This is a genomic window from Nocardia sp. N2S4-5 (assembly GCF_044628355.1).
GTDB lineage: Bacteria > Actinomycetota > Actinomycetes > Mycobacteriales > Mycobacteriaceae > Nocardia > Nocardia wallacei_B.
On sequence record NZ_JBIUPM010000001.1, the window covers coordinates 730,106 to 746,205 of the forward strand.

A 16,100-nucleotide genomic window follows, 5' to 3' on the forward strand; every position below is an offset into this window, starting at 1 on the left:
GCATGGACGACATCGTGATCACAGGGCTCGGCGTGGTCTCGTGCTTCGGCCGGGGCGTCGACACCCTCTGGGCGGCAATGGCCGCGGGGGTCAGCGAGCCGGTGCCGGTCACCGACGAGCACGCGCGCATGACGCACCGCAAACTGTATGCGGTGCCGGGGGAAGCGGTCGGCGCCGGACCGGACGCGGTCGGCGAACTGCCGATCGGCGTCGCCGGACGCCTGGCGATCGACGCCGCCGCGCAGGCGCTCGATGACGCGGGTGCGGCCGAGACCGACCCGGACCGGCGGGCGGTGGTCGTCGGCACCGGTTTCGGCGATTGGCGGCTGCACGAGCGGTGGCGGACCGAGGGCTTCCCGGACACCGACGCCTGGGTGCCGACCTTCTCCGTCGCCGCCGCGGTCGGGTCCGAGTTGCCCGCGCGCGGTCCCAATATCAGCGTCAGCAATGCCTGTGCCGCAGGCGGTTACGCACTCTCGCTCGCCGTGGACCTCGTCAGGTCCGGGCAGGCCGATGTGGTGGTGGCGGGCGGCGTGGAGACCTATCACCGCACGTCGATGGGGTGCTTCAACCGGCTCGCCGCCGTCGATCCCGTCCGCTGCAGGCCGTTCGACATCGATCGGCAGGGCACCATCTTCGGGGAGGGCGCCGCGATGCTCGTGGTCGAATCCGCCGCACGGGCCGCCCGTCGATCGGGCGCGCGGGTCTATGCCCGGCTCGCCGGAAGTGCGTGGAGCAGTGACGGTTTCCATCTCAACGCGCCCGAGCCAGGGGGCACGCGGATCGAACGGGCGATGACCGCGGCCCTCGCGGCGGCGGGGATCTCGGCGGCCGCGGTGGGCTGCGTCATCCCGCACGCCACCGGCACCACGCTCAACGATGCGATCGAGGCGCGGGCCCTGGAGCGAGTGCTCGGCGCGGACGCTCCCACCACACCGATATACAGCCTGAAAGGTCTGACCGGCCACACCGGCGGCGCGGCGGGCGCCTTCGCGGCGGTAGCCGCGGCCCTGATGCTCGAGCACGGAACCATCCCGCCGAATCCGCCGATCGGGCAACAGGATCCCGAGTGCCGGGTGTGGCTGCCACCGCGGCGGGAGCGGCTGCCCAGCCCGTCGATCCTGGTGAACGCGTACGGCTTCGGGGGCAACAATGTGTCACTCGTGCTGGCGGAAGCATGACCACCACGTTCGCGCCGGACGATCCGGTCGTCACCGGCATCGGCGTGGTCAGTCCGCGGGGCAGCGCGGCCGGGACGCCGTGGTTCGACTACAGAACTGAACTCGGCCGCCGCGGCTACAAATATTTCCCTCCGGCGTGCCATTATCTGCTGGCCGCCGCGCGGCGGGCGGTGGCGGACGCGGGCGGGCCGCCCAACTGTGCGTCCTCGCTGCGTTCGGCGGCCGTCGGAACCAATAGCGCCGGGTCGGTGTGGCATTCGGAGATGGACCGGACGATCGTGGGAGCGGGCGCGCACGAGCTGAGCCCGATGACCGCGACATTCTTCTCGATCAATCTCGTCGCGGGTCAGCTCGCCATCGAACACGAGCTGACGGCATTCACCCTCACGTTCACCAGCCCGCATGTCGCCGGGGTGGAGGCGCTGCACGTCGGTGCGCTGTCGCTGACGCCGGAGCGGGCGCGGTGGATGCTGGTCGGCGCCACCGAGGGTCCGGTGGACGAGGACGAGCCCGGCGCCGCGCGCTCCGAAGAGGGATCGGTGGTGCTGGTCGTCGAACCGGCCGGGCTCGCGGCCGCCCGGGGAGCGGGCTGGTACGGGCGGTGCGCGTCGGTCTCGGGCTTCCTGCCGCCGGACGAGGCCGATTCGGACCGCGCCGGTGAGCTGCTCGGGCGGCTTGGCGTGCGCGATGCCGCGGTGCCCGTCGGTGTGGTGGTGGACGACTCGAGAGTCGGCCGGGCTGTGCGGCGGGCGCTGGGGCCGGAGACCGCGGTCGTGGCCGCGCGGTCCGGGTGCCTGGAGCCGATGGTGCAGGTGGCCGCCGGTCTGATGGACGGGCCGCCGGTGTCATTGTGCGTTGCCGCGTCTAGCGCGGGAAACATTGTCGTCACACGGATCGAGCGCACGCTTCCGGTGTCTTGAAAGCACATTCATAGACGGGTGAAATGCCCTGTGTTACAGCAGTATTGGTGTGCGCGTGTCGCTCGGGGTGGCCGTCGAAGAATATTTCTTGCCGCACCTCTATGAATGCGTTCGATCGGCTATCGTTGTTCTATGTCATCCAACGAAACGCGCTCGTCCCAGGGAAGACCGGCCGTCCCGCCGGCATCGCGCAAGTACGCGGGCGAACTCGTCACCCACGTGCGGGTCTACAACTCGATCATCACGATGTTCTTCTTCGGCGGCCGCGGCAAGCTGGACCGCGCCCTGGTCGAGAAGAGCGGCGCGGCCGCCGGTCACCAGATCCTGGACGTGGGCGCGGGCCCGGGGTTCCTGGTGCGGCAGCTCGCCGAACGGGTCGGGCCGCAAGGCCGGGTGGTCGGTCTGGATCCGTCCGAGCCGATGGTCCGGTACGCCGCCAAGAAGAGCCGCCGCACACCGAACTGCGAATTCCGGGTCGGATACGCGCAATCCATCGACGCGCCGGACGGGGCCTACGACGTCGTCACGACGACATTCGCCATGCACCACCTACCCGAGGAGGAGCGCATACCCACGGTCGCCGAGCTGTATCGGGTCGTCCGTCCGGGCGGGCGGCTGCTGATCGCCGACCTGCACCCGCAGGAACGCACCGCCTACGGGCGCCGTCGCGCCGCGGTGATGCAGGCGATCGATCCGCGCCGATACGTGGAGCCACTGCACGAACTCGGCTCGGAGAACGTCGAATTCACGTTCTTCAAACCTTGGACGGGGTGCGTCGTCGCCGTCAAACCGGCGTAGCCCGAGCGGTGCGCTCAACCGCACCCACCGGCGTGCCCGTCGTCGAAGCGGGGCATTGCCGCGGGCGCGCCCTCGGGCAGCGGCGCGGCGGCCGCCCCGGCCGACCGCACGGCATCGGCGAAGCGCGGGAGCCGGTCGATGCCCCAGAACTTCTCGGGCCCGGCAATGAAGAACGGCACCCCGAACACTCCGTCGCGATCCAGGTGCAGCAACGCCGTGGTGGCCTCCTCCCGGATGCTCTCCGCGTCCACCGCACCGCGCACCTCCTCGGTGGTCAGTCCCAGCTCGCTCGCCACCGCCGCGACCACCTCGATATCGCAGATGTCCTCGCCTCGTTCCCATCTCGCGCGGCCGAGGGCACGGACATAGTCCAGTTCCCGGCCGTGCCGACGTGCGATGAAATACGGATGGTGGGCCACCTCCCACCGGGGAGCGACGTCGACCGGCCACCGCACCGCGAGACCCCGGTCCGCCGCGAGCCGCTTGACGTCCTGGAGGATGTAGAGATGTTTGTCCTTCGTCATCGGTGAGTACGGGAACGACCCGCCCGCCGCGGTCAGCCACTGCTGGTCACGAAGTCCTGGCTCCCAGAACGGACGCCACTGAATCGCCTGTGCCACATCGGGATACCGCCGTTCCAGATCGCAGACGGCCAGCCAGGAATACGGACTGCGCAGATTGAAGTAGAAGCGCGGGGCCCGGCGTCGGACGGCGCTCATCGCGGATCACCGATCCTGAGCGCCAGCGCCGTCACCGAACCATCGTCGTCCCCCGTCACGACGATCGCGACCCGGCCGATCGCGTCCTCCGCGCGCGCGTGCGTGAGGGTGGCGGCGAGTTGCATTCCGGCGGATACCGCGCCCATGTCGCCGATCAGACCGGTGACAGCGATATGCCGTGGTGTTTGCGTGCTGTCGACATCGATTGTGCCGGTGTCGCTCTCCTGCGCTATCGCCCACACCTGGCTCGGATCCACACCCGCACGAGACAAGCAGGCCCGGACCGCCGAGCGAGCCGACTCGGGGGCGTCTGCGGGAGTCCCGCGCCGGAATGCGACAGCGAGGATCTCGGCGAGCACCGGGCCTCGCGCGGTCTCGGCGGGCTCCAGCAGGAAAATCGCGCACCCCTCGGCCAGGGGCCGCGAGCGCCGGGCCGGGTCCGCCGCGCCGTGCCATTCCAGCCAGGCGCGGTGTTCGGACAGCTCCTCGACCGCTCCGCAGAGCACTGTCGTGGCGTGCCCGCCGCGGCGCAGGCGGCGGGCGTAGTTGAGCGCGGCGAGCACCGTCGCGCGGCCGCTGGAGATGGTCGCGTTCGGGCCGGTGATCCCGTGCCAGATGGCGCATTGCCCTGCGGCACAGTTCATCACGGTGTTGGGGAAGCGGGACGGGTCCACGTGGTAGGGCTTGTCCTGGGTGAGCGAGTCGCGGGTGAACTCCATCATCGACCGTGCGCTGCCGGTCGTCGTGCCGAGCACCAGGGCGGTGCCGGCGGCCGTCTGCGGGTCGACGGGGTGCGCGCCGAGCATCATGCCGACCGTCGCCACGGCGAGCCCTGTGGCGCGGTCCATCGAGCGGGTGCCCTTGCGGCCCAGGTGGGTTCGGGTCTCGAAGTCGTCGATCGCGCCGATCAGCGGCTGCGGCAGGGGTTCGCCGTCACGCGGCGGGCGCAGGGCACTGCGCCGTTCGGTGACGCCCCGGGCGAACGCCTCGCCGCCCGGCCCGTACGGGGAGATCACCGACCATCCGGTGATCGCCAGCGTCGAGGTCATCGGCTCCTCCTGGGCACGGTGGCGGTCAGCCGCGCAGCGCGGTGAGCAATCGGTCGTCGAAGTCGACCAGCGACCAGTCGGTGCGGTCGTGAATTACGGCGTAGCCGTGCGTGATTCGCCCGGTCGCCGTGCGGAGGAGGGCGTCGTCGCGCAGCACGTAGCAGTCCATCCGCGCGGTGTAGGTGGCGCGCTTGAAGATGTCCTCGACGGTGAAAACGGTATACAGGTCCTCCTCCATGAGCGCCTCGTCGGTGATCGAGATAGTCGATCGCGGCACGACCGGAATCCAGTTCTGTTCGTCCAGCAGTCGTTTGATCGAGACGCCGCGCGACATCAGGAACAGGTCCACGACCTCCTCCATCTGGCGCAGGTACCCCGACATCTGCAGGCGCTCGGTGAAATGGCAGTAGGGGTAGGGAATGCGCCACCGCCAGGCGAAGCCGTTCGTGCCGCGGGTCAGTTCCCGTAGTACCTCGTCGCCGCCGACGCCACCGCGGCCGAGCGAACCGCGCCGAATCTCCGGCAGCGGCAGGGCGTCCGGCAGCGTCCGGCGTAGATCGGGCCGGACGAACGGGGTCAGTTGCGGGGGTACAGGCGTCGCCGGAGGGCCGCCCCGCAGATCGGTGCGCAGCGCCACGGCGACGGTGCCGCTCGCGGCCCGGACGGCGCGACCGTCGCGCCGGTGCCGCAGCACGACGGCGAACCGCAGCTCGTCCGGCGCGGCTCGCTTGGCGGCGGACACCTCGGCGATCACTTCGTCGTCCAGATGGAATGCCGACCCGATCCGGGTGTCCAGATCCACGAATTCCACACACAGCCCGTGGGTTTCGTACAGTGTCCGCGCCGAGAGGCCCAGTTCCCGGAAATGCGCCAGCACGGCCTCTTCAACGAGATAGTTGACGTGTTTGAAGCCGATCCAGGTGCAGATGTTGGCGCCCTCGTAGCGCGGGCGCAGGTGGTGCGTGGTCGATTCGCGCAGCAGTGTCGGCGCGCTGAGCAATTGGCTGGTCATGAGGCGACTCCTGGGGGATCGGCGGGATGCGGCCGGGGGTGGCGTACGCGGGGACGGGCGCGGGATGCGGTGCGGTACACGAAGTCGTTGACCGTCGCGGCCACCTCCGCGGGCCGCTCGGCCATCGCGAAATGACCGGTGTCGTCGAGGATGACGGTCTCCGAGCGAGGGAGTGCGGTGCCCAGCGCGCGCACGCCGGCGGGCAACGCGCCCGGGTCGTGCGCGCCGCCGATCAGCAGTGTGGGAGAGGTGATCTCGGCGAGGCGCAGGGTCGGGGTGCGCAGGTAGCTGTCGAAGAATCGCAGCCAGGTGTAGGGGCCCATCCAAGTGCACATGCGCTCGACCATGTCCGCGCGCAGGCCGGCGTCGACGCGGTCGCCGAGGGTCAGGGCGACACCCTGGTCGAGCATGGCGCGGAAGCCGTCGAAGTAGTACCGCACACTGTCCCACTCGAATTCGCTGACATCGGCGCGGTAGAACGGCGCGAGCAGCACCGTGGCCGGTTCCCATCCACTGCCGTGCCGATCCATGAGTTCGAGCACCGCGTTGGCGGCGAACGAATGGGCCACAATCACATCCGGCGCGCCCCCGGGACACTGCGAGAGGGCACGCTGGATCCAGATCGCGGCGTCGCGATCGATCGCCCAGGCGGGGTCCGCGGTGGCGGCCCACGGCAGCGCCGCCTCCCACACTTCCACGGCCGGATCGAGATGCGGCGCCAGCGCATTCCAATTGTTCGTGCCGCCTCCCATCCCGTGCAGCAACAGCATGCGCACCGGCGCGTGACCGTCGATTGCCCGGCGGCGCAAGGTGATCGGTACGGCGGCCCGCTGCGTCACGACGCCTCCTCGCGAGACAGCACCACAGCGGCCGCCCCCTCCACAGCATTGCCCGCGACGGCCAGGGCGGCCGTGCCACCATGCCGGATCAGCCACCGGTGCGCGATCACGACCTGCACCACACCCAGTGCGCCACCGGCCCGGCCGAGATACTCCTCGGGATCGACCGCCGCCCCCGCGGCCGCGGACCATGGACCATCCGATGGATTCGCGGGATCGGTGGGGGTGCGGGTTGTTTCGAGCCAGAGGTTGATCGGGGGGTTGCCGGAGGCGGCTAGGGCTCGGGCGGTTGCTTCGGCTGGGTCGGGGCCGCGGCAGCATTGGTGGACGTGCAGGGCGCCGGCTGCGGTGGGATGTTCGACGATGAGGGCGGCGGCGCCGTCGAACAGGTGGTCGGGGGCGCAATTCTGTAGGGCCGCGGCGGCTTCGGAGGCAGACTCGGTGCCGACCACTACGACTCGGCGCGCGCGGCCGGTGCGCAGCAGGACCGTGGCCCAGCGCAGTGCGTCGAGGCCGGACGGGGCGCCGTTGCAGAGTGTCACGTTGGGTCCGCGCAGGCCGAGGTGGATGGCGATGGTGGAGGCGATCACATTGCTGGAGGCGTTCGGGAGATCCATCGGGCTCGTCGCGCCCGCGCCCTCCGCGTGGATCACCCGTGCGGTGTCGCACACGGTTTGCAGATTGCCGAGATTGCTGCTCACCACGACGCCGGTGGTTGCCGCGGGGCTGTCCTGCCCATTGTCGCGCAGGGCTCGAATCGCCGCCAGCACACCGAGTTTCGTTGCCCGATCCTTGTAGCGGAACCCGCGGCCGAGTTCCCGCCGGAGCCGGTCGGTGGCATCTCCGGGCGCTCGCGCCGCCGGATCGAGCAGATCGTCCGCGCTGTGATGCCGGTCCGAGGCGACACCGACCCCGGTGATAGCGATCGGTGCGTCGTCGTCCCGCATCCCGCGCCCGCTCATGACGCCGCTTCCACGAGGGCGACGGCGTTCACGCCGCCGAAGCCGAACGCATCCACCTGTGCCACCGTGATTCCGGTCGCCGCGGTCGCCTGCTCACACAACCGCAGCGCGCTCGCCTCGGCCGCGGGGGTCGCCAAACCGAGTATCGGCGGGACGACACCGTGTGTCAGAGTCTCGACGGCGACGACGAGGCTGTGCAGCCCGGACGCGCCGGAGGTGTGGCCGATCATCGACTTGATCGCGGTGATCAAGGGTCCCGAACACGGTGCGGTGCAGAAGATCTCGGCCAGCGCCTCGGCCTCGGTGCGGTCGTTGAGCTGGGTACCGGTGCCGTGTGCGAAGACGACGGCGACTTGGTCGGGCGCGATTCCGGCGCGCGTCAGCGCGTCCCGCATGGCCGCCCGGATCCCAGTGCCCTCGGGTGCGGTGACATGGCCCGCGTCGCAGTTCAATGCGACCGACCGCAGCAATGCCCGTGCCGGTCCGTGCCGCCGCAGCACGACCGCCGCCGCCCCGTCGCCCATCAGGACGCCGCGCCGGTCGGCGTCGAAGGGCCGCACGCGGTCCACGCCGAATCCGTTGGCGCGATCGAGAAGTCCGAACATGCTCTCGGTGACGGTGTCCACTCCGGCGACGATCACGGTGTCGTGCGCGCCCGAGGCCAGCAGATCGGCACCCAGCCCGAGCGCGTAGAGCGCCGCCGAGCACGCGTTGTTGACCGTGTGTACCTCGGTGCAGCCGAACCGTTCTCGCAGCACCGGTCCGAAATGCAGGTCGGGCGCGGACAGCGTCGCGCCGCCGGTCCACCACACCTCCGCGCGGCGCAGCGCGCGCAGTCCGGTGCCGACGAGAACCGGGACGGCGGTGAGCTCGGCCTCGGTGAGTCCTGCGGCGGCCGTGGCCTCGGCGATCGCCGCGCACAGCCACCGCCCGATATCGCCGGACGGATGCCCTCCGTCGTCGATTTCGTAGGCGTGCCGGGAGATGTGTGATTCCGGCGTGAACCGCCGCAGTGGCGCCAGCCCGGAGCGCCCGGCGCAGAGGTTCTCGTAGAGGGTCGCGGCATCGGCGCCGATACTGGCGATGGCGCCGGTTCCCGCGATCATCACCGGCGCGGTAGAAGCCGCGGTCACGACGCCTCCCGTCCGGTGCCGCCGTGCGCGGCCAGGACCAGCACCGCGTTGTTGCCGCCGAAGGCGAGCGCGTTGTTCTGCACCACCCGCAGCGCGGCCGGGCGGGCCTGGTTCGGAACACAGTCCAGGCCACCGCATTCCGGGTCGGTGTGCTCGTGATTGATGGTGGGCGGGATGAATTGATGGGTCAGGGCGAGGCAGCAGGCCACCGCGGCCAGTGCACTGGCCGCGCCCATGGTGTGCCCGATCATCGACTTGGTGGAGATCGTCGGCGGCGGGTGCGCGCCGAACACCTCGCGAATCGCGGCCGCCTCGGTGACGTCGTTGGCTTTCGTGCCGGTGCCGTGCGCGGAGATGAAATCCACGTCGCCGGGGGTGATTCCGCTGTTGGCGTGGGCGAGGGTGATGCAGCGGGCGACGCTCGCCCGGTTGGGCGCCACCGGATGGTCGGCGTCGCAGTTCAAGCCGTACCCGAGGACCTCGGCGTAGACGCGCGCACCGCGGGCCAGCGCGCGGTCCCGGCGTTCGAGAACGAGGACGGCGGCGCCCTCGCCGGTCAGGATGCCCTGGCGCGCACTGTCGAACGGGCGGCAGTGCCGCGGTGCGATGGTGCCCAGCCGGTAGAACCCCGCGAAAGTCTTGCGGCAGATGGCATCCGCGCCGCCGACGAGCGCCACCTCGACCTCGCCGCTGCGCAGGGCGTCGCAGCCGTAGCCGATGGCGTAGTTGCCGGCCGCGCACGCCGTCGGCAGGGTCACCGCTTCGGTGTCGGACAATCCGAATTCCTCGGCGACGGCGGCCGACAGCCGGGCGGCGGGCACCCGGGCCGCGATCTCGCCGGGCAGCAGCCGGGGTTCGGTGCGCAGCCACGATTCGACGAGCAGATCGAGATCACGCGATTCGCCGTCGGTGGTCCCGATGGCGATGACGCTGGGCAGTTCGCGTAATCGGGCGACGGTCAGGCCGGCGTCGGCGAGCGCCATAGCGGCCGCGGCCACGGAGAACGCGGTCGCGCGGCCGAGTTCGCCGGGCTCGTGTCCGGTCAGATAGGGCGCCGGGTCGAAACCGGTGACCTCGCACCCGGTGCTGTGGGCGAACCCGGTCGTGTCGAAGCTGCTGATCGGTCGCGCACCGGAACGGCCCGCCGCGAGCGCCGCCAGGAACTCCGCGGCGCCGATGCCGACACTGCTGATCGGGCCGAGCCCGGTGACGACCACCCGGTCCTCGTCGTCGACAGGCACGTGATCACCACCATTTCTGCGTCCACACGGCCCCGGGCACGTGATCGATCGACATTTATCCGACGATACCCGGAAACTCTACATCCATCTCAATCAATGCGTATTCGGTTGGCACGCAGTGCATCAGCGTCGCCAGGTAGGTCGAGAGGAATGTAGTCGAACCATCGGTCGGACACCCGTAACATTGTCACATCCGGGCGTCGTCGCCGTCCATACCGGTAGGCTGCCCGAGGAATGCGCATTGTTTCGCGAGTCCGGCCAGGAAGGGCAGCCCTGATGACCGAATGGAAGGCGTTCACGGTCCGGATCGCCGAGCAGGTCGCCGAGGTGGCCCTGACCGGCCCCGGCAAACACAATGCGATGGGCCCGGACTTCTGGCGCGAACTGCCGCTGCTGTTCGGCGAGCTGGACGCCGATCCGCAGGTGCGTGCGATCGTGGTCACGGGAGCGGGCCGCAACTTCTCGGTGGGACTGGACCTGCGGGCGATGCGGCCGGTGTTCGACGAGGTGCTGGCGGACGGCTCGGCGGCCGCGCGGCGCACCCGCTTCCATCGCACGCTCTGCGAAATGCAGCAGGCAGTCAGCGCCGTCGCCGCCTGCCGCAAACCGGTGGTGGCGGCGGTGCACGGGGCCTGCATCGGCGGGGGCGTGGACCTGATCGCCGCAGCCGACATCAGGTACGCCAGCGCCGACGCGAAGTTCAGCGTCCGCGAGGTGAAGGTGGCGATCGTCGCGGATGTCGGCTCCCTGCAACGGTTGCCGCGGATCATCGGCGAGGGCCATTTCCGCGAACTCGCCTACACCGGCCGAGAGATCGACGCGGCCCACGCGGAACGAATCGGCCTGGTCAACGAGGTGCAGCCCGACGCCGTAGCGGTATTACGCCGAGCCCGCGCCACCGCCCGGGAAATCGCGGCCAATCCACCCTTGGTCGTCCAGGGCATCAAGGAGGTCGTCGAGCACGACCAACGCGACGCCATCGCAGCCGGCCTACGCTATGTCGCGGCCTGGAATTCCGCCTTCCTACCCTCGGAAGACCTGTCCGAGGCCCTGGCCGCCCTCGCAGCCGGCCGCGAGCCCCGCTTCACGGGGCAGTAAAAGCACCGGCGGGCAGCGCAGGCACCCGCCGATGGGGGAGGTGGGTGGCGGGAGCGCGGAAGGTGTTGGCGGAGGGGTAGGGCGTGGGTGTAGGGAGGGGTGCGGTGTTAGAGGTGCATTTGGGTGAGGACCTCGCGGCCTAGGGGTGTGGCGGGGTCGGCGAGGTCGAGGGGGAGGTCGAAGTGGTTGCGGTTGGGGAATATTCGGTCGTTGCAGTGTTGTGCGGCGGCTCGTAGGGATCGGACGAACTCCTGCTGCTGGCGGGCGTATTCGTTGGTCTCTGCGGTGGCGCGGGCGACCAGGATTCGGGGGGTGCGGAGTGGCAGGTGGTGGATCGGGCTGTAGGTGTGGACGTCGGCGGGGGTCAGGCCGACCAGGTCGTTGACGTAGCTGTGCCGCACCGGTTCCAGGTCGTAGACGCCGCTCAGCAGCGTGATTCCCGCGACCGGGGCGAGGTCGCCGCTGTTGCTCGCCACTGCGGCGGCCACCAGGTGTGCGCCGGCCGAGCTGCCGCTGAGGTAGACACCGCCGGGCCGGATACCGAGGGTGGCGGCGTGGTCGGCGAGCCATCGGATTCCGCGGCGCACCGAGCGCACCATGTCGCCGAGGGTGCGCTGCGGCGCCAGCCCGTAACCCAGCGCGGCGAATGCCGCACCGGCCCGCAGGAATGCGGGAGCGGCGAAGCACGCGTCCTCCTTGCTCGATTCCTGCCAATGGCCGCCGTGCACGAACACGTGGACCGGCGCGGGACCGCGGGCGGGCGGAAAGAAATGCAATGTCTCGGCGGGATCCGGGCCGTAGCGGACATCGGCGTCGTGCCGGTGGCGCTCCCGCGCCGATTCACTGCGCAGGCGATAGCTACGAAGGACCGACAAGTACTGCGGGGCAACGGAACTAGGCGAGTACTCGCGATCGAGTTCGTCCCGCGGCAGCAAGTGGTCCATGACGCGGCTCCGGATCGCAACGGGCGCCCGGGAATGCGTCCCCGGGGTCTCCGCAAATGCTGGTGACGGCTCCCATCATTGCACATAATGGTCGGGGGAACCGATTTCTCAGCGCCGGGCGACAGGCCCACCGGGTGCGGAAAGGTGTGCACGATGCCGACATCCGACGAGGCCGGACAGCTCGACGCGGCCGATACGCTCGGCCCGCTGCGCGAGTTCTTCCGGCTGCCCGCCGATACGGTCTACCTCGACGGAAATTCGCTGGGCGCCTTGGCCGCGCACATTCCCGACCGCCTGTCGCAGGTGCTGACGCGGGAATGGGGGACTCGCTGATCGGCGCCTGGACCGAGCACGACTGGTGGTCCGCGCCGCTTCGCGTGGGTGACCGCATCGGCCGTCTGATCGGCGCGGCGCCGGGACAGGTGACGGTCGGCGAGTCGACCTCGGTGCAATTGTTCAACGCGCTCGCGGGCGCCGCGCGGCTACGGCCCGGCCGCGAGGTGATCATCACCGACGCCGGACATTTCCCGACCGACCGCTACCTGGCGGATTCGGTGGCGCGGCTGCTCGGAATGCGGGTGATCGCCGTGCCCGCGGCCGAGGTGACCGCCACCGTGAGGCACTGGTCCGGGCAGGTCGCGGTGGTCGCGGTCCCGGCGGTGGACTATCGCACCGGTGAACTGTGGGACGTGGCCGAGGTGACCGCCGCGGCGCACGCGGCGGGCGCGGTGACGGTGTGGGATCTGTGCCACGCGGCCGGCGCGGTACCGCTCGCCCTGGACGACGACGGCGTCGATCTCGCCGTGGGCTGCACGTACAAATACCTCGGCGGCGGTCCCGGCGCCCCGGCCTTCGTCTACCTCGCCGGCCGTCACCAGGACGCCTACGACCCGCCACTGACCGGGTGGCACGGGCACGCCGCGCCGTTCGCGATGGAGCCGGAGTTCCGGCCCGCGGACGGCATCTCCCGCACCCGGATCGGCACTCCGCACGTGCTGTCGCTGCTGGCCCTCGACAGCGCCCTGGACGTCTTCGACAAGGCCGACCTCGCCGAGGTGCGCGCGAAAAGCCTGGCTCTCGGCGATTTCTTTCTGGACTGCGTCGCGGATCTCGTGTCCGACGGCATCTTCGAGGTCGTCACGCCGCGCGCACACCGGCGGCGCGGTAGTCAGGTGGCGCTGCGACATCCGGCGGCCTACGAAATGATCACCGCGCTGCTCGAGCGACGCGTCATCGGCGACATGCGGCCGCCGGATCTGCTCAGATTCGGATTCAACGCCCTCTATGTGTCGTTCCGGGACGTGCACCGCGCCGCGGACGAGCTGCGCGACATTGTTCGATCGGGCTGCTACCGGGACGAACGTTTCGCGGTCCGGCGGCTGATCACGTGACCGATACGGCCGCGCCCAACGAAAGAACCGCTGTCACAAGGTATTATTAGGCCACCGCCGACACGACGGCAGCGAGCGCGCACGGCTCGAGATCGCATTGTCTGTGCCAGGTGACAGCCCGGCCGATGCCGACCTAGGATGTCAATCGGGCCCTTTCGGGAAATGTCGGAGCCCGGTCGATCGGAAAGGTCGGTTGTCGATGTTCGCAAACAATGCGCGGCCCGCAAACAATGCCTGCCGCCGCGCCGTATGAGGGGCGGGAAGCCGTGGTGGGTGGCCTGTCCGAACCCGACGAGGACATCGAGCGCACCGTGTCCGCATGGCTCGGCACGGTGGTGAGCCGCCCGCATCCGCAGTTGGGCCGCGACGGTCCGGTGTGCCCGTTCGTCCAGCCCGCCGTGCGCGCCGGCGCCCTGTCGGTGCTGATGCATCGCTGGCAGGCGCCGCACGAGACCGACCGGATGGTGTCGCTGATCGGCGAAATCGTGCGACGATTCCGGCAGACCGAGGCGAGTTCGCCGAACCGGAAGCTGCACGCCCTGGTGGTCGTGATCGCGGGTCTGCCGGAACGGCATTTCGGCCTCATCGACGAGGGGCACCGGGTGGCCAAGGACACCGTGATCCGGCAGGGGCTGATGCTCGGGCAATTCCACCCCCGCTGCGAGGAGCCCGCCGTGCGCAATCCGTTGTTCCCGGTCAACCGCGCACCCTATCCGCTGTACGCCGTCCGGCACATGGCCGTGCACGACATCCTGTTCCTGCACCACGACCGGGACTGGTTCGACCACTACCGCCGCGCGTTCGGCCACCGCTACTCCGACGGCTCGCGGCTGGACCGCCATTTTCGTGAGCTGTTCGAATCCGCGCTACGGCGATATGCCCGCCCCGAAGGAGAATTCGCATGACCGAGCACCTGGAACGGCCGCTCACCTGCCCCGTCGCGGGACGCGTCGAGCCGCCCCCGGCGCCCGGGTACGTGACCTACGCGCGGATGGACCGGTTGCACGAGTTGGCCGCGCCGCGTACCGAATCCGCGCAGGAGCTGTCGTTCATTCTGCTCAGCCACGTCAAGGAGCTGCTGTTCCGCATGGTCTACGTCGACGTCGACCAGGCCCGGGCCCGGTTGCGGGCCGATGATGTGGACCAGGCCTGCCGCGCGCTGGAGCGGACCGTTCGCTCGCAGCGCATTCTCGTGACGACCTGGGAGGGCATCAACGCGATCTCGGCCGACGAGTTCCTGGCCTTCCGGGACATTCTCGGCGACGCGTCGGGGGTGCAGTCGTTCATGTACCGCACGCTCGAATTCGCCCTGGGCAACAAGAATCCCGCGATGGTCGAGACGGCCTCGGCCCAGGCCGACCGGTATCCGGACCTGCGTGCCGAACTGTCCGCTCCGAGCCTGTACGACGAGACGCTGCGCTATCTGGCCCGGCGCGGGCACCCGGTGCCGGAATCGCTGTGTACGCGCGATTTTCGCGAGCAGTACGCCCCCGACCCGGCCGTCGAGGACGTGTGGCTGACGATCTACCGCGCGCCTCGCTCCCACCCGGACGAGTATCGTGTCGCCGAGCTGCTGACCGAGGTCGCGTTTCAGTTCTCCCAGTGGCGGGCAACGCATCTGCTGGTGGTGGAGCGCAAACTCGGACGCAAGCCGGGCACCGGCGGCACCGACGGGGTGGACTGGCTGCGCGCGGTCAGCGAGCATCGGTTCTTTCCCGAGCTGTGGTCGATGCGCACCCGGCTGTGATCGAAGGCGAGAGGAGAACCCCCGTGGTACACGACGATCGGTCGGCGCTGCCGGACCTGGTGCCGGTGCTGTTCGGCCACGCGGCGTTTCAGCAACTCAACGCGGCCGCCGAACTGGGCCTGTTCGATCTGCTCGATGCCAAGGGCGAGCTGACGAAGGCGGTGATCGCCGAATCCCTCGGCCTCGGTGCGCGTTCCGCCGACCTGCTGCTGCTGGGCACCACGTCGCTGCGGCTGACCGAGAAATCCGGCGACCGCTATCGCAACGGCCCGGCGATCGCCGAAGTGTTCACCGCCGGGCAGTGGCCGATCATCCGCGACATCATCGAGTTCCAGGCGCGGGTGTCCTATCTCCCGGCCTCGGACTACACCGAATCCCTGCGACAGGACCGGAATGTCGGCATCCGGCACTTCCCGGGCGACACCGAGGACCTGTACTCGCGGCTGGCCAATGTGCCCGGCCTCGAGGATCTGTTCTACCGCTGCATGCATTCGTGGTCGGAGCTGTCCAATCCGGTCCTGGTGCGGCACGTCGACTATCCGGGTGACCGCGGCATTCTCGATGTCGGCGGCGGTGACGCCGTCAACGCCATCGCCCTGGCGCGCGCGCACCCGCACCTGCGCGTCACCGTGCTGGACCGCGCGCCCGCGCTCGAGATCGCGCGCCGCAATATCGCGCAGGCGGGCCTGTCCGACCGCATCGGCACGCATGCGGCCGACATCTTCGCCGACGACTATCCGCCGGGCCACGACGACGTGCTGTTCGCCCACCAGCTGGTGATCTGGTCGCCCGAGCAGAACCGGGCGCTGCTGGGGAAGGCGTACCGCGCGCTGGCGCCGGGCGGCCGGGTGCTGATCTTCAACGCCATGTCCGACGACGACGGGCGCGGACCGCTCTACGCCGGCCTGGACAATGTGTATTTCGCGACGCTGCCGTTCGCGCAGAGCACCCTGTACCCGTGGGGCGCGTATCGGGAATGGCTGGCCGACAACGGCTTCGGCCGGGTAAGGGAGATCCGCGGCGCCTCGTGGACGCCGCACGGCGTCATCGCGGGGTACCGCTGAGG

Annotated in this window: 17 protein-coding genes; 9 read left to right on the forward strand and 8 right to left on the reverse strand. The window is 70.0% G+C overall.

What is annotated here, in order from left to right; genetic code table 11:
- The first annotated feature begins 2 nt into the window (after positions 1–2).
- From ACFMRZ_RS03415 to ACFMRZ_RS03425, 3 genes are all read left to right on the forward strand, one after another.
- On the forward strand, positions 3–1,181 hold the full coding sequence (locus ACFMRZ_RS03415) for a beta-ketoacyl-[acyl-carrier-protein] synthase family protein (protein WP_400177864.1): 1,179 nt from the start codon (positions 3–5) through the stop codon (positions 1,179–1,181).
- The gene (locus tag ACFMRZ_RS03420) at positions 1,178–2,101 is read left to right on the forward strand and encodes a beta-ketoacyl synthase N-terminal-like domain-containing protein (RefSeq protein WP_400177865.1); all 924 of its coding nucleotides are present in this window, start codon (positions 1,178–1,180) and stop codon (positions 2,099–2,101) included. The genes ACFMRZ_RS03415 and ACFMRZ_RS03420 overlap by 4 nt, the downstream gene beginning before the upstream one ends.
- 132 nt (positions 2,102–2,233) lie before the next feature.
- The gene (locus ACFMRZ_RS03425) at positions 2,234–2,899 is read left to right on the forward strand and encodes a class I SAM-dependent methyltransferase (protein WP_400177866.1); all 666 of its coding nucleotides are present in this window, start codon (positions 2,234–2,236) and stop codon (positions 2,897–2,899) included.
- Between the two features lie 14 nt (positions 2,900–2,913).
- Here ACFMRZ_RS03425 and ACFMRZ_RS03430 read toward each other — a convergent pair whose 3' ends face one another.
- Genes ACFMRZ_RS03430 through ACFMRZ_RS03460 form a run of 7 tightly spaced genes read right to left on the reverse strand, consistent with a single transcriptional unit; the run spans position 2,914 to position 9,854 of the window.
- Positions 2,914–3,618: a 2-hydroxychromene-2-carboxylate isomerase gene (locus ACFMRZ_RS03430; RefSeq protein WP_400177867.1), complete on the reverse strand. Its 705-nt coding sequence runs from the start codon at positions 3,616–3,618 to the stop codon at positions 2,914–2,916.
- Complete coding sequence (locus ACFMRZ_RS03435) at positions 3,615–4,667, reverse strand: beta-ketoacyl synthase N-terminal-like domain-containing protein (protein WP_400177868.1); 1,053 nt, start codon at positions 4,665–4,667, stop codon at positions 3,615–3,617. Before ACFMRZ_RS03435 ends, ACFMRZ_RS03430 begins: the two co-directional genes overlap by 4 nt.
- Before the next feature lie 25 nt (positions 4,668–4,692).
- A complete protein-coding gene (locus ACFMRZ_RS03440) occupies positions 4,693–5,679 on the reverse strand; it encodes a hypothetical protein (RefSeq protein WP_400177869.1) in 987 nt (328 codons plus the stop codon).
- Positions 5,676–6,518: an alpha/beta fold hydrolase gene (locus ACFMRZ_RS03445; RefSeq protein WP_400177870.1), complete on the reverse strand. Its 843-nt coding sequence runs from the start codon at positions 6,516–6,518 to the stop codon at positions 5,676–5,678. Before ACFMRZ_RS03445 ends, ACFMRZ_RS03440 begins: the two co-directional genes overlap by 4 nt.
- Positions 6,515–7,480, reverse strand: a complete 966-nt coding sequence (locus ACFMRZ_RS03450) for a beta-ketoacyl synthase N-terminal-like domain-containing protein (RefSeq protein WP_400177871.1) — start codon at positions 7,478–7,480, stop codon at positions 6,515–6,517. Before ACFMRZ_RS03450 ends, ACFMRZ_RS03445 begins: the two co-directional genes overlap by 4 nt.
- On the reverse strand, positions 7,477–8,613 hold the full coding sequence (locus ACFMRZ_RS03455; protein ID WP_400177872.1) for a beta-ketoacyl synthase N-terminal-like domain-containing protein: 1,137 nt from the start codon (positions 8,611–8,613) through the stop codon (positions 7,477–7,479). Before ACFMRZ_RS03455 ends, ACFMRZ_RS03450 begins: the two co-directional genes overlap by 4 nt.
- Entirely contained in the window at positions 8,610–9,854 is a 1,245-nt protein-coding gene (locus ACFMRZ_RS03460) for a beta-ketoacyl-[acyl-carrier-protein] synthase family protein (RefSeq protein ID WP_400177873.1), read from the reverse strand. The genes ACFMRZ_RS03455 and ACFMRZ_RS03460 overlap by 4 nt, the downstream gene beginning before the upstream one ends.
- 276 nt (positions 9,855–10,130) lie before the next feature.
- Here ACFMRZ_RS03460 and ACFMRZ_RS03465 point away from each other — a divergent pair, with 276 nt between their 5' ends.
- Positions 10,131–10,952 carry a crotonase/enoyl-CoA hydratase family protein gene (locus ACFMRZ_RS03465; protein ID WP_400177874.1) on the forward strand — a complete coding sequence of 274 codons (822 nt, stop codon included), beginning with the start codon at positions 10,131–10,133 and terminating at the stop codon, positions 10,950–10,952.
- Between the two features lie 107 nt (positions 10,953–11,059).
- Here ACFMRZ_RS03465 and ACFMRZ_RS03470 read toward each other — a convergent pair whose 3' ends face one another.
- Positions 11,060–11,896, reverse strand: a complete 837-nt coding sequence (locus ACFMRZ_RS03470; RefSeq protein WP_400177875.1) for an alpha/beta hydrolase — start codon at positions 11,894–11,896, stop codon at positions 11,060–11,062.
- Positions 11,897–12,049: 153 nt separating this feature from the next.
- On the opposite strand from ACFMRZ_RS03470, the gene ACFMRZ_RS03475 reads away from it, so the two are divergent.
- The 5 genes from ACFMRZ_RS03475 to ACFMRZ_RS03495 all read left to right on the forward strand — a co-directional run bounded on the left by ACFMRZ_RS03475 (position 12,050) and on the right by ACFMRZ_RS03495 (position 16,098).
- On the forward strand, positions 12,050–12,229 hold the full coding sequence (locus ACFMRZ_RS03475; RefSeq protein ID WP_400177876.1) for a hypothetical protein: 180 nt from the start codon (positions 12,050–12,052) through the stop codon (positions 12,227–12,229).
- Positions 12,214–13,287, forward strand: a complete 1,074-nt coding sequence (locus ACFMRZ_RS03480; protein WP_400177877.1) for an aminotransferase class V-fold PLP-dependent enzyme — start codon at positions 12,214–12,216, stop codon at positions 13,285–13,287. Before ACFMRZ_RS03475 ends, ACFMRZ_RS03480 begins: the two co-directional genes overlap by 16 nt.
- A 269-nt stretch (positions 13,288–13,556) precedes the next feature.
- Positions 13,557–14,192, forward strand: coding sequence for a DUF6875 domain-containing protein (locus ACFMRZ_RS03485; RefSeq protein WP_400177878.1), 636 nt, complete (start codon positions 13,557–13,559; stop codon positions 14,190–14,192).
- The gene (locus ACFMRZ_RS03490; protein ID WP_400177879.1) at positions 14,189–15,034 is read left to right on the forward strand and encodes a tryptophan 2,3-dioxygenase; all 846 of its coding nucleotides are present in this window, start codon (positions 14,189–14,191) and stop codon (positions 15,032–15,034) included. Before ACFMRZ_RS03485 ends, ACFMRZ_RS03490 begins: the two co-directional genes overlap by 4 nt.
- Before the next feature lie 23 nt (positions 15,035–15,057).
- Positions 15,058–16,098, forward strand: coding sequence for a methyltransferase (locus ACFMRZ_RS03495; RefSeq protein ID WP_400177880.1), 1,041 nt, complete (start codon positions 15,058–15,060; stop codon positions 16,096–16,098).
- Positions 16,099–16,100 lie beyond the last annotated feature (2 nt).